Origin of the sequence: Neptunicoccus cionae (assembly GCF_014643735.1) — a bacterium.
Taxonomy (GTDB): Bacteria; Pseudomonadota; Alphaproteobacteria; order Rhodobacterales; family Rhodobacteraceae; genus Amylibacter; species Amylibacter cionae.
The window spans coordinates 507448-520663 of the sequence record NZ_BMKA01000003.1 but is presented as its reverse complement, the minus strand read 5'-3'; the positions used below and the strand labels follow the sequence as shown (position 1 = coordinate 520663).

Below are 13216 nucleotides of genomic sequence, written 5' to 3'. Positions count from 1 at the left end.
TCGGTGAAAACTAGTGATTTTTGAGACTTTGGCGTTTCCTGAAACGCAACAATCAATCGCGCTGACCTACTAGGTGAATCACCAGAGCTACTGGTGATTCACATGTTAACGGCAGGGTGCGTTAGTCTTTAAAGACCCGCTTAAAGATCGTGTCGACGTGTTTTGTATGGTAGCCAAGGTCGAACTTTTCTTCAATTTGCTCGGGCGACAAGGCGGCAAGCACTTCGTCGTCGCCCAGCAACTCGGTTTTGAAATCCGCGCCGTTTTCCCAGACTTTCATCGCATTGCGCTGCACCAGCTTGTAGCTGTCCTCACGCGATACGCCGGCTTGCGTCAGCGCCAGCAGAACACGCTGGGACATCACCAAACCACTGAACTTGTTCATGTTCGCCAGCATGTTGTCAGGGTAGATCAGCATCTTGTCGATCACACCGGTCAAACGGTTCAACGCAAAGTCGAGCGTGATGGTCGCATCCGGCCCGATCGCCCGCTCAACTGAGGAGTGGGAGATGTCCCGCTCGTGCCACAGGGTTACGTTCTCCATCGCAGGGATGACGGCCATTCGCACGGTGCGTGCCAGACCGGTCAGGTTTTCGGTCAGGATCGGGTTCTTCTTGTGCGGCATTGCGGAAGAGCCTTTTTGCCCTGCCGAGAAGAATTCCGCGCCTTCCAGAACTTCGGTGCGCTGCATGTGGCGCACTTCGGTTGCGATGTTCTCGATTGAGCTCGCCACCAGACCGAGCGCTGCAAAGAAGGCGGCGTGACGGTCGCGCGGGATGACTTGGGTGCTGATCGGCTCTGGCTTAAGGCCAAGCTGTTCGCAGACGTGTTCTTCAACAGCCGGATCAACGTTTGCAAAAGTGCCAACAGCGCCAGAAATCGCGCCAGTGCCAATTTCTTCGCGGGCGGTTTTAAGACGGGTCAGGTTGCGGTCCATTTCCGCATAGAACCGCGCGAAGGTCAGGCCCATTGTGGTCGGTTCGGCGTGAATGCCGTGGCTGCGGCCAACGCGAACGGTGTCTTTATGCTCCATCGCTCGGCGTTTCAGAGCTGCCAGAAGCGCCTCTACATCCGCGATCAGAATGTCGGAGGCCCGCACCAGTTGTACGTTGAAACAAGTGTCCAGAACGTCAGAAGAGGTCATGCCCTGATGCACAAAGCGGGCTTCGTCGCTGCCCACATGTTCGGCCAGATGGGTTAGAAAAGCGATGACATCGTGTTTGGTGACAGCTTCGATTTCATCGATACGGGCCACGTCGAATTCAACGTCTTTGGCTTTCCAGACCGCTTCGGCGTTTTCGCGGGGAATAACACCGATATTGGCCATCGCGTCACAGGCGTGGGCCTCGATCTCGTACCAGATTTTGAATTTCGTTTCCGGCGACCAGATGGCAACCATTTCGGGACGGGAATAACGTGGGATCATGAAGCGAGTGTCCTTTGTCTGACAGGCTTTGCTAATACGGGCAGATGGGCGCGGTTTAGACTGACAGGACGCAACTGACAAGCGCGAGAGGTGTCGCATGCACACCGGCCAACCTATCAACTGATGCGCAAAGGCTAAGCGCGGATCAGGATTGCGAGGCGTAGCCCGAATGCGCCGTGGTTTCTGGCGGCAAAGGCCACATGGCTTGAAGGTTCCAATTGCCTGCCGGTCCTGACAAGTGTTGTCAGCAGGTCCGCTTGCCAAGCGGGGGCGGGAATGGGTATGGTTTTTCAACGGGATAGCCGTGGATTGACGATTGGGGACACTATGCCAACTGAACTTCTGGTGCTTGGATTGTTGTGTGTCGTGATCCTCTGGGCGCTGTCGGCGGCGCGACTGGAGAAATCCGTTATCACTCTGCCGATGATTTTCACGGCCACCGGATTTGCCATGTCCTATCCAATTGCCCTGCTGGCCGAGGACCATGCCCTGCGCGAAATCGCCCGCGTGGTGGCCGAGGTGACGCTGATCATTGTCCTCTTTGCGGATGCGAGCCACTTTCGCCCCAAACACCTTGCCACGAGCGTCTTTTTACCGCTGCGGATGCTGGTGATCGGGATGCCCCTTACGATCGGGTTGGGCACAGTGGTGGCCTATCTGATTTTCCCTTCGGGTGGTTGGGCCGTGGCCCTGCTGATCGCGGCGGTGCTGACCCCGACAGATGCGGCTTTGGGGGCGGGGGTGGTCAATTCTGACAAGCTGCCGGATCGGTTGCGCCAGACCATTAATGTAGAAAGCGGGCTGAACGACGGGCTGGCGCTGCCTTTTGTGCTGTTCGGTGCGATTTTGGCAGGCAGCGGTGGAGGAACCGGTGCGTTGGCGCTTGATGCTTTGTTGCAGGTGATCCTTGGGCCGCTGGCGGGGTTGGCTGTCGGTTGGGGTATAGCCCGCGCGATGAACCGCGCGCAGGAAACGGGTTGGGCGAATGAGGAAAGCGAGGCGATTGTGTTCCTCGCCACTGCTTTTGCGGCCTATCTGCTGGCCTCGGTCATCGGGGGCAACGGGTTTATCGCGGCCTTTGTCGCGGGTGCGTGCTTTGGCAATACCTACCGCTATGACGCGAGTTTCATTACCGAATTTATGGAGAGTCAGGGCCAGCTTGCCACCATCGGCGCTTTCGTGATTTTCGGCGCGGTGTTGCTGCCCGTCGGGATCGCGCACCTCAGCCTGTCTGCCATTCTGCTGGCAGTGCTGTTTCTAACGGTGGTGCGGATCGTGCCGATCATGGTGTCCCTGCTGGGCAGTCATCTGGTTCTGCGCGAACGGCTATTTCTGGGCTGGTTCGGGCCAAGGGGGCTGGCATCAATCCTGTTTGCGCTGTTGGTGGTTGAAGATTACGACATCCCGTTCAAGGACGAGATTCAGGCCTGCGTGGTGGTGACGGTGTTTCTGTCCATTCTGGCCCACGGTATTTCTGCTGCTCCGCTGGCACGGATATTTGCGCAGAAAGAAGGCGCGTCGCAGGATTGATTAACGCCCTTCAGGGCCGTCGTAATGCCGCTCCACCTTGGCCACCCGCAAAGTGTAGTGGTCATACCATTTTTCACGACCCATTTTCTGGGCAAACAAATGCTCTGACACCTGTTTCCAGTTCTTCAGCGCAGCTTCGTCCTGCCAGTAGGACACCGTGATGCCGAGCCCGCCTTCATCCCGCGTTGTTTCCACCCCGAGATAGCCGGGCTGGCTTGCCGCCAGTTCTGCCATTTTATCAGCCATAGCACCGTAACCGGCGTCAGCCCCTTTGCGCTGTGCCGTGAAGATGACAGCATAATAGGGTGGTTCGGGCAGGGGGGCGAAGCGGGACATGGGCGGACCTTTGCTTGGGGTTGGCCCCGTTATGCCACCCCGCAAAGGTCCCTGTCACGCTGTTTCAACCACGGCCCGCCCGCTCTATTCCGCAGCGATTTTGATCACCGGCTCCATCTGGTCGAGATAGCTTTGCGCCAGATGGCATTTGATCTGCTGGCTGCCCGCCAGATCACGCATCGGTGGGACTTCGGTCTCACACAGGTTTCCCGCCACGTTAACCTTATGGGGGCAACGGGTCTGGAAGGGACAGCCGCTCGGTGGGTTCATGGCAGACGGAATATCCCCGTCCAGCACGATCCGCTTTTTCAACACGCTGGTGTCGGCAATCGGCACCGCAGAGAGCAGAGCCTCGGTATAAGGGTGATAGGGCGGTGAGAAAACTTCCTCAGTTGTGCCCATCTCCACCACATGACCGAGATACATCACCATGACCCGATCCGCGAGGTAGCGCACAATCGACAGGTCGTGACTGATGAACAGCAGCGTGGTTTTGTTTTCCCGCTGGATCTCCATCAATAGGTCCGTCACTGCCGCCTGCACAGATACGTCCAACGCGGACACAGGTTCATCCGCCACCACAATCTGCGCCGATCCTGCAAAGGCCCGCGCGATGCCAACCCGCTGTTTCTGACCGCCCGAAAGCTGGCGTGGCATCCGATCCGCAAAGGCACGGGGCAGTTTCACCAGATCGAGCAGTTCCAGCATCCGCTGGCGGCGGTCGGCTGCGGTTTTGCCGACCTTGAATATCTCAAGCGCGCGGATGATCTGGCTGCCCACCGTCATCGACGGGTTGAGCGTGTCAAACGGGTTCTGGAACACCATCTGGATCGAGGCGACCGTGTCCGTGCCGCGGTTTTCAATCGGGGTGTTTTCGATGTGGTTGTTGTTCAGCGTCACAGACCCGTCCGTGGCGGTCTCCAACCCCATCAAAACTTTGGCGAGCGTGGATTTCCCACAGCCGGATTCCCCCACAATCGCCAGTGTTTCGCTTTCGCGGGCTTCAAAGGACAGAGTTTCATTGGCTTTAACAACCCGAACATCCCCGCCGCCAAATATGGCGTTTGCGGCCACTTCGTAGTATTTTTTCAACCCGTCGACCTTTAGCACCACTTCGCCCGGCTCGGTCTTTTGGGTGTTGTCGCCAAGGGCAGGTGGCGCCTTCCAGTCGATCTCGTCCACGCGCAGGCAGCGGCTTTCATGGCGGTCGCGCCCGCCGCCTTCTACAGCAACCATCGGGATCGCGCCCTTGTTACACAGACCGTCCACGAAGTAGTCACAGCGCGGGCCGAAATTACATCCCGGCGGCCGTTCGTGGGGCAGGGGGAAGTTACCCGGAATGGCAATCAGGGGTGACGCATTCTTGTCAGCGCCGGGCAACGGAATAGAGCGAAACAGCGCCTGCGTATAAGGGTGGCGCATCTTGTCGAACACATCTTCGATAGAGCCGGTTTCCACTGCCTCACCGGAATACATCACGCACAGCCGGTCACAGGTATCGAGCACCAGCCCGAGGTTATGGGAAATGAATAGCATGGAGGTGCCGTATTTTTCGCCCAGCCCTTTCACCAGATCGACGATCCCCGCTTCCACCGTCACATCAAGCGCGGTGGTGGGTTCGTCAAGGATTAGCAAGGACGGTTTGGACATCAGCGCCATCGCAATCACGATACGCTGCTGCTGCCCGCCCGACAGTTGGTGTGGGTAGGCGTCCAGAATCCGTTCCGGATCTGGCAGTTTCACATCTGTAACCACCTCGATTGCCATCTTGCGGGCCTGCTCCTTGGAGGCACCCTCATGGATCATCGGCACTTCCATCAGTTGCTTGCCGATCCGCATCGCTGGATTAAGCGAGGCCATCGGCTCCTGATAGATCATCGCAATTTCAGAGCCGCGCAGGTCGCGCAGTTCTTCCTCGGACATTTCGTTCAGGTTGCGGCCTTTGAATTTGATACTGCCGCCGACGATCTCTCCGTTTTTACCCAGATCCTGCATCACCCCCAGCGCAACTGTGGATTTGCCACAACCGGATTCCCCGACCAAACCCATTGCCTCTCCGGGCATAACGGTGGTGGAGAAATCCATCACCGCCGGAATTTCTCCGGCGCGGGTGAAGAAGGAAATGGACAGGTTTTCGATCTCTAGGATCGGGCCGTCATAGTCCCATTTTGTCATTCCGCGTCTCCCTTAGTCTTTGAGTGATTGTTCGCGCAAGCCATCGGCCAGCAGGTTCAACCCCAGCACCATCGACATTAGCGCAAGGGCAGGGATCAGGGCAGGGTGGGGATAAAGGGTCAGCAGTTTGCGCCCCTCATTGATGGTGGACCCCCAGTCGGGGCTTTCGGGTGACAGGCCAAGGCCGAAGAAGCCCAAGGTTCCCAAAAGGATCGTGGTGTAGCCGATGCGCAGGCAGAAATCCACGATCAGCGGACCGCGCGCGTTGGGCAGGATCTCCCACAGCATGATATACCACGGGCCTTCGCCACGGGTCTGGGCCGCCGCCACATAGTCCCGCGTCTGGATATCAAGCGCCAGCCCCCGCACGATCCGGAACACAGTCGGAGAGTTCACAAACACCACCGAGACAAAGATGTTCAGCAAATTCGGATCCATCCCGAGCAGGCCTAAAGGATCGGCGTTGAAGGCCAGACCGGAATACATCCACGCCCCCACCAGCAATGTGCCTGCAACCAGAATGTTGCGCAGCATCGGCTGGGTGAAAAAACGTGACTGGAACAGGATCAGCAGGAACAGGATCGGGAACAGGAACAGGATTGCCGCCAGAATATTAGGGATCGACGTGACCCAGGTATTGCCGCCCCAGATGCGGATTTCCGCCCCCGCAGCGCGGATTTCCGGTGTGACCAGCAGATAGAACAGCAGGATCACCGGAAAGGCGAGCACGAGGTTGGCAAGAAAAGACAGGATCGTATCTGCACGCCCGCCAAAGTATCCTGCAGGCAGACCAAGCGTGATACCCACCATGAAGGCAAACAGCGTGGCCGCGGGCGCGATGATCAGCACAATCCGCGAACCGGCCACCATGCGAGAGAACACGTCCCGCGCAAGGTTGTCACCGCCAAACAGATACCACTGGAAATCGTCTTCAGCAGCGCCGCGCAGGGGGGTGCCGGGCAGTTTGTTTTTCATACCCGACGCGGTTTCAAGTGCGGCGTGGGTCATGATCGCATCGGCAAAGATCGCCGTCAGGACCCAGAACAGCACCAGCGCGAAGCCGACCATGCCGATGGGGCTGTCGAATAGTTTGCCGTAAAGCCCGGTCCGGTTCTTCGTCATAATCGACAGGGCAAAAATCACCAGCATTCCGACCCAGACAGGGATGAATTGCAAGAATACATATCCGGCGATTTGAAGGGATGTGAGAGGTTCCATAATGTCGTCCCTTCCTTAGCTTACGCGGATGCGCGGGTTGAGAAATACATAGCCGATGTCGGATATAAGCTGCGTTACCAGCACCACCAGCACAGCCACCACAGAGACCCCGAGCAACAGTTCGATATCGTTGTTGCCAGCGGCCTGAACCAGCGTCCAACCAAAGCCTTTGTAGTTGAACAGCGTCTCGACGATGACAACGCCGGTCAGCAGCCACGGGATTTGCAGCATGATCACCGTAAACGGTGCAATCAGCGCATTGCGCAGCGCGTGTTTCATGACGATGTTGCGAAAGCTGACACCCTTCAAGCGCGCGGTACGGATATATTGTGCGGTCATCACCTCGGCCATGGAAGCCCGCGTCATTCGCGCGATATAGCCCACGCCGTAGAGCGCCAGTGCCATGACTGGCAGGGTGAAGTTGGCAAATGTAATGTCATTGGCGGCGGTCGATGCCAGCCCTTTGAACATGGTTTTCTTTTCGATCCAGCCCCATTCGTACAGGATCGGCGAAAGGCCGGTGCGCGAGGATGCAAACAGCACCACAAAGATCACACCGGACACGTATTCCGGCGTCGCCGTGGTCGCAATTGCAAATGTAGAGAGCGACCGGTCCGTGCGAGAGCCTTCCCGCATCCCCGCCAGTATCCCGATGATCAGTGCCATGGGCACCATGACAATCAGCACGAACAGCATCAACCATCCTGTAAGGGACAAGCGTTTGGCGATGATATCTGAAACCTCGCCCTTGAACACCGTTGAAAATCCGAAATTCCCTTGCAGCACACCGCAAAAGCGTCCGGTATCTTCCAGCGCAACACCGGGGCGGGAGCAGCGAGTGTAAACGTCTTCGCCCACTTCAAAGCGGGGGGAAGGCATCACGCCAAGCCATTGACCGTACTTAACAAAGACATTCTGGGTATATCCTCGGTTCACCAACCAGCTTTCGACCTGTTCGTCGGTCATTCGCATGTTGCCTTCGGTTTTCGCCAGTTTTTCAAGGTTCGGGTGGAGGTTTGTCATGAAAAACACGATGAAAGTCAGGCACAGGGCAGTCAGTATCATGACCCCTGTTCGCCGGAGGATAAATCTTCCCATAAATTTCCCTGTCGTTTGGCCGCGTGGTCCTGCGTGTTCCGTTTGAACCGGATATCAGCAAGGCCCGCGCCTTTGGTTTTTTGGTTGGTCGTCAGACAACTGTGAGGATTGACGAAAAAGGCCAGAGGAGTGCTCTGGCCTTTCGTCGTTTCGCATCAGGCGGCAAACCCGAGCTTGTGAACGTGGATCTCAAACGAGGGGTGCATTTCTGCGCCCACCACACCGTCGCGGTAGAAACGGTTCACGCTTTGCCAGTAGGGCTGGATCATAACGCCGTCATCGACCAGCATTTGTTCCAGACGGGCCATGACCTCGCGGCGCTGGTCCGCGTCCGCAATCGCCATTGCTTCTGTCACTGCGGCGTCGAACTCGGGGTTGGCATAGGCGCTTTCGTTCCAAGCTTCACCGGAGCGGAAGGCAAGGGCAAGCACCTGAATACCCAGCGGACGCTGGTTCCAGTTGGTGGTTGAAAACGGATACTTTGCCCAGTCATTCCAAAAGGTTGAGCCCGGCAGCACGGTCCGTTTGATCTTAATGCCGGCCTGGCGGATCTGGTCACCGATGGCATCGGTGGAATCCTTGCGCCAGTCACTATCAAGGGAAATAAGCTCATGCTCGAAATCGGCCATTCCGGCTTCTTCCATCAGGGCCTTTGCACCTTCGGGGTCATGTTTGTGAGGACCAATATCCGCATATTCCGGATGGATCGGTGCCACCTGATGGTTCGCAGCAACCTCACCGTTGTTAGCAAAGCCCAGTTCCAGCACAACCGCATTGTCGACGGCCATTGCCAGTGCCTTACGCACACGTTTGTCTTTGTAAGGAACCATGCCGTCCACCTCGGCCACTTGGTTGCAGCGCCCGACAATCGTGTTGGCGGTTACAGTTGTGGAGCGGGTCCAGCCTTCAAGCGTCTCAAAGATTTCGATATATTCGCCATCTGTGCGGTAGCCAATATCGTATTCCTCGGATTCAGCCCCAGCGACCCAAGCGGCGGGTTCTGTGCCAAAGTCGATGTATTCGATCCGGTCTGCATAAGGGCCGTTTTCCTCTGCATCCCACCATGTGTGATCTTCGTTGCGCACAACCACACCTTTGACACCTGCTTCAAAGGATTCAGGGATGTAGGGGCCGGTGCCGATCGGGTTACCCAGCATGTTATCCGCATCGTGGGACGAATGGACAATCGCCGCAGGATAGTCGGCCATGCCCGGTATCAGGGTAATGTCAGGGTCGGACGGTTTCAGAACCACGGTATGCGTATCCACAACGTTGATCGCGCCTTCGGCAGCCGTGCCGTCTTCGCCAATCAATGTGGCCATACGACCGGCCATAGAGTTGCCTTCCATAGCCTTGTCACACCAACCACGGATGTTGCGGGCCACGTCTTCGGCTGTGAAATCGTCGCCATTGTTCCACTTTACGCCCTTACGCACGTTCAGCGTAATCTCGGTCGCGTCCTCATTGGCTTCCCAGCTTTCCAGCAAGCGCCCCTCAAAAGAACCATCGACGTTGATTTGCACAAGATATTCGAGCCAGCCACGGGTGAAGTTGGCGATTTCGGACCAGTCATAGGCCCGCGGGTCTTTCAGTGCCTTACACGTCATCTGGATGCGCATGGTACCACCCATTGCTGGCTTGGCGCCATGTGCAGCCGCCTCTGCCATCGGGGTGCCGATCAACGAATAAGCAACGGCGGCCGTCGCCCCGAGCGCTGTAGCGCGCGACAGGAATTCCCGTCGGGACAAAAGGCCTGATTTGTGTTCCTCTGCGTACATTTCCACTGCGGGGTGCAGTCTGGAGTGTGTCGAGTTCATATGTTTCTCCCTGATAGAATTGGTATTTTTTTGATTTTATTGAGTATAGCACGATTTGCTTGTTTGCCCAAACCAAAGCCCGGCGGACACCTCCGGTTTGGCGCTGTTGTTTTTGGATGACGTGCTACTTTTTCCCTCCGCCGCCTGAACAGGACACTCGCTTTAAGTGGTTTTTTAGGGGTGAAATGCGACATTGAGTGTCGCGTTTGCGGCATTGTTGGTCGAGAATACTCACGCTTGGGTGAATTTAACTCACCACAGGCTTAGAGGCGGACAGTATTGCAGGGCAGATTGCCCGCGCTTACTTCTGCGCGGTCTGTCGGTAAGCCTTCGGGCTTTGTCCCTGTTTGGCAGAAAACAATCGCGTGAAATATGCTGGCGAAGAAAAGCCGAGCTGGTTGGAGATTTCCAGAATTTTATGGTCTGTATTGCTCAGCATCATACGGGCTTCGGCGAGCACACGTTCCTGTATCAACCGCGAGGCTGATTTTCCGTTCACCTGCTGACACACCCGCGTCAGGTGCGTCGGCGTTACACCCAAAACCTTGGCGTATTCTGCCAGAGTGCGCCCGGTGCGGTAGTCCTTTTCCAGCATATTGACGAAAGCTTCCATCAGGCGCTGGGCCGCGTTTGTTTGGGGTTCCTTAAAGTGTTTTTGCGCCATGCGGGCCAGATGCACCGACAGCAGACCGACCAGATATTCCACCGCCAGATTGCGCCCGATGCCAGTTGTGTTGAATTCAGCCGAGATACGGTCAAACCGGTTGGCAATCTGTTTCTGGTCCATCAGGTTCAGGATTGGCATGAAAACGGAGTGGTCGGGCAGCACAACAGCCACATTGGGATCAACCGTGACCACCACACCATAAACATTGGAAGACAGTTCCAGCCGGTGGGGGACATCATGGGGAATAAAGATAACCGTGTTAGGCCCAAAAGACCGTGTGACCCCGTTGATCATACACCGCCCGTTGCCTTTGGAAATCCAGAAGAACTTGTGCAGGCCGTTCACACTATCGAGCCGGAGTTCAGGGTGGCTGGAGCGCAGCGTTCCCGCAAGCGAGCCGACAAAGACCCGTTGCTCTGTGTCGCGGATCAGTGTTGGAGAATCGTCATCCATAATGGGCTCGCTTTAGGCGTCGAACTTAGAAAAAAGAAATCGGGTATATCCTCACTAAAGCGCAAACAGCGAATCGAATCAAGAAAAGGTTGAGGCCAATTTCTCAAGCGTTTGTTCCGTAACCTCTTTTTGCGGGTCAAGTCGCGTCCAGTCACGCATCCTGTTGCGAAACCACGTGCGCTGGCGTTTCGCATACTGGCGGGTCTGCACCTTGGCGAGGTCTATGGCCGTTGGCAGATCAAGCTCATCGCGCAGATATGCAACCAGCTCTTTCGCCCCGATTGCCTGCGCAGATGGTAACGTCGCATCCCAGCCATCAGCGATATAGGCTTCCACCTCTTCCAGTGCGCCGTGATCCATCATCAGATCGAAACGCCGCTCGATCCGTTCGGCCAGCCAGTCGCGGTCTGCATCAAGGTGCAGGCGTACTGCCTTGGCCGGATCAACCAACGGGGGCGGCGTGTCGGCCTGCCAGCGGGATAAACCCTTGCCGGTGGTGCGCAGAACCTCCCAAGCCCGTTGCAGGCGTGCGGGATTGTTGGCGTCGATACCGGACAGTGTTTCAGGGTCTTCCCGTTCCAGATCAGCCAGAAACCCGTCTTTTCCCGCGCCCAGCCGTAGCGCATTTCCAGCCGCGCGGATGTCATCTGGCACCGGCGGGATCGGGGCGAGCCCTTGTGTCAGCGCACCAAAGTACAATCCGGTGCCCCCTATGATGATCGGCCGCAACCCCTCGGATTTCGCCTCTGTCAGACAGGTTTCCACCTGCCGCAGCCAGTGTCCGGTGGAATAGCTGTCGTATTTCCCGACATGCCCGTACAGGCGATGGGGTGCCTGACGCGTCTCGCTTTCGTCGGGGCGGGCGGACAAAACCGACCAGCAGCTATAAACCTGAAGCGCATCCGCGTTGATCACACAGCCATTTGTCAGCGCCGCCAGACGCAGGGCCAGTGCGGATTTGCCAGAAGCTGTCGGGCCTGCAATCAGGATCGGTGCATCGCTTTGTGTCATATCTTTCGCAACATCGCTGTCTAATGGTCGGGTTCGGGAGTTCTTCTAGGGGATCAGGGCGCAATTTGCCATTGAATCACGCGCGATTTTGGGACAGTTTGCGCCGAAGCACAAAAATCGAGGAATCGCGCATGGCTGACGCATCGCATGACGAGCAGAAACCGACATACAAACGTGTCCTTCTGAAAATTTCCGGCGAGGCGTTGATGGGCGATCAGGGGTTCGGATTGCATCCCCCCACCGTCGAGAGAATTGCCCTAGAAATCAAATCTGTCCACGATCTCGGGGTTGAGATCTGTCTGGTAATCGGTGGGGGCAACATCTTTCGCGGCCTTCAGGGCAGTGCGCAGGGCATGGAGCGGACCACCGCCGACTATATGGGTATGCTCGCGACCGTTATGAACGCGCTGGCGATGCAGGGCGCACTAGAAAGTCTCGGGGTGTTCACCCGTGTGATCAGTGCGATCCCGATGGATCAGGTTTGCGAACCCTATATCCGCCGCCGTGCTGTGCGCCATCTGGAAAAGAAACGGGTCTGCGTTTTCGCAGCAGGCACCGGCAACCCGTATTTCACCACCGATACAGCCGCGACCTTGCGGGCCAATGAAATGTCCTGCGAGGCGATTTTCAAGGGCACTCAGGTAGACGGTGTGTACGACAAGGATCCCAATATACATTCGGATGCAGTGCGCTATGATGAAGTATCTTATGACGAAGTGCTGCAAAAGCATCTGAAGGTCATGGACGCCTCGGCGATTGCGCTGGCGCGGGACAACCACAAGCCGATTGTGGTGTTCTCGCTGGATGAACCCGGCGGCTTTGCCGGTATTTTGCGCGGCGAAGGCACATATACGAAAGTGGGCTGAGACCCGCGCTTGGAGACAGAGCTATGAGTGACGATATCGAAATTGACGTAGACGCCCTGAAGCGTCGCATGGATGGCGCAATGACTGCGCTGAAAACCGAATTCGCGTCTTTGCGCACCGGACGGGCTTCGGCCTCTATTCTGGAGCCGGTGATGGTGGATGCTTATGGGGCTATGATGCCGTTGAACCAATGCGGCACTGTGAATGTTCCCGAACCCCGCATGATCACTGTGACTGTTTGGGATAAGGGCCTGATCGGCGCTGTAGAAAAAGCGATCCGCAACTCCGGCCTTGGGATCAACCCTGTGGGCGATGGCATGACCATCCGTCTGCCGATCCCCGAGCTCAACGAAGAGCGTCGGCAGGATCTCGCCAAAGTGGCTGGCAATTACGCCGAACAGGCACGTGTGGCTGTACGAAATGTGCGCCGCGATGGTATGGATCAGGTCAAGAAAGCGAAAAATAACGGCATGGGTGAAGATGACCAGAAAATCTGGTCTGAAGAAATCCAGACAATGACCGATACGGCAATTGAAAATATTGATAAGGCTCTTGAAGCCAAACAAGCAGAGATCATGCAGGTGTAAACCGGTCCCGCCGGTGCGCAGGTAAGGTCTGA

General features: G+C 56.8%; 11 protein-coding genes. 3 read left to right on the top strand and 8 right to left on the bottom strand.

Features of this window, described 5'->3' with window-relative positions:
* Nucleotides 1-121 precede the first annotated feature (121 nt).
* Nucleotides 122-1426: an adenylosuccinate lyase gene (purB, locus tag IEX10_RS13415; protein WP_188676159.1), complete on the bottom strand. Its 1305-nt coding sequence runs from the start codon at nucleotides 1424-1426 to the stop codon at nucleotides 122-124.
* A gap of 327 nt (nucleotides 1427-1753) precedes the next feature.
* Between purB and IEX10_RS13410 the strand changes: the two genes are divergently transcribed.
* Nucleotides 1754-2956, top strand: coding sequence for a cation:proton antiporter (locus IEX10_RS13410; protein WP_188676156.1), 1203 nt, complete (start codon nucleotides 1754-1756; stop codon nucleotides 2954-2956).
* Here the strand turns inward: IEX10_RS13410 and IEX10_RS13405 are convergent, their stop codons facing one another.
* The 7 genes from IEX10_RS13405 to miaA all read right to left on the bottom strand — a co-directional run bounded on the left by IEX10_RS13405 (nucleotide 2957) and on the right by miaA (nucleotide 11731).
* The gene (locus tag IEX10_RS13405; protein WP_188676153.1) at nucleotides 2957-3292 is read right to left on the bottom strand and encodes an antibiotic biosynthesis monooxygenase family protein; all 336 of its coding nucleotides are present in this window, start codon (nucleotides 3290-3292) and stop codon (nucleotides 2957-2959) included.
* Nucleotides 3293-3376: 84 nt separating this feature from the next.
* Entirely contained in the window at nucleotides 3377-5467 is a 2091-nt protein-coding gene (locus IEX10_RS13400; protein WP_188676150.1) for an ABC transporter ATP-binding protein, read from the bottom strand.
* Nucleotides 5468-5479: 12 nt separating this feature from the next.
* Complete coding sequence (locus IEX10_RS13395; RefSeq protein WP_188676147.1) at nucleotides 5480-6685, bottom strand: ABC transporter permease; 1206 nt, start codon at nucleotides 6683-6685, stop codon at nucleotides 5480-5482.
* A 15-nt stretch (nucleotides 6686-6700) separates the two neighbouring features.
* Nucleotides 6701-7783 carry an ABC transporter permease gene (locus IEX10_RS13390; protein ID WP_188676144.1) on the bottom strand — a complete coding sequence of 361 codons (1083 nt, stop codon included), beginning with the start codon at nucleotides 7781-7783 and terminating at the stop codon, nucleotides 6701-6703.
* A 155-nt stretch (nucleotides 7784-7938) separates the two neighbouring features.
* Complete coding sequence (locus IEX10_RS13385; protein ID WP_188676141.1) at nucleotides 7939-9600, bottom strand: ABC transporter substrate-binding protein; 1662 nt, start codon at nucleotides 9598-9600, stop codon at nucleotides 7939-7941.
* A 301-nt stretch (nucleotides 9601-9901) separates the two neighbouring features.
* Nucleotides 9902-10720, bottom strand: a complete 819-nt coding sequence (locus IEX10_RS13380) for an AraC family transcriptional regulator (protein WP_188676139.1) — start codon at nucleotides 10718-10720, stop codon at nucleotides 9902-9904.
* 78 nt (nucleotides 10721-10798) lie between these two features.
* On the bottom strand, nucleotides 10799-11731 hold the full coding sequence (gene miaA, locus IEX10_RS13375) for a tRNA (adenosine(37)-N6)-dimethylallyltransferase MiaA (protein WP_188676136.1): 933 nt from the start codon (nucleotides 11729-11731) through the stop codon (nucleotides 10799-10801).
* Between the two features lie 131 nt (nucleotides 11732-11862).
* Between miaA and pyrH the strand changes: the two genes are divergently transcribed.
* Complete coding sequence (pyrH, locus tag IEX10_RS13370) at nucleotides 11863-12597, top strand: UMP kinase (protein ID WP_188676133.1); 735 nt, start codon at nucleotides 11863-11865, stop codon at nucleotides 12595-12597.
* 23 nt (nucleotides 12598-12620) lie between these two features.
* The gene (frr, locus tag IEX10_RS13365) at nucleotides 12621-13184 is read left to right on the top strand and encodes a ribosome recycling factor (RefSeq protein ID WP_188676130.1); all 564 of its coding nucleotides are present in this window, start codon (nucleotides 12621-12623) and stop codon (nucleotides 13182-13184) included.
* Nucleotides 13185-13216: the final 32 nt, after the last annotated feature.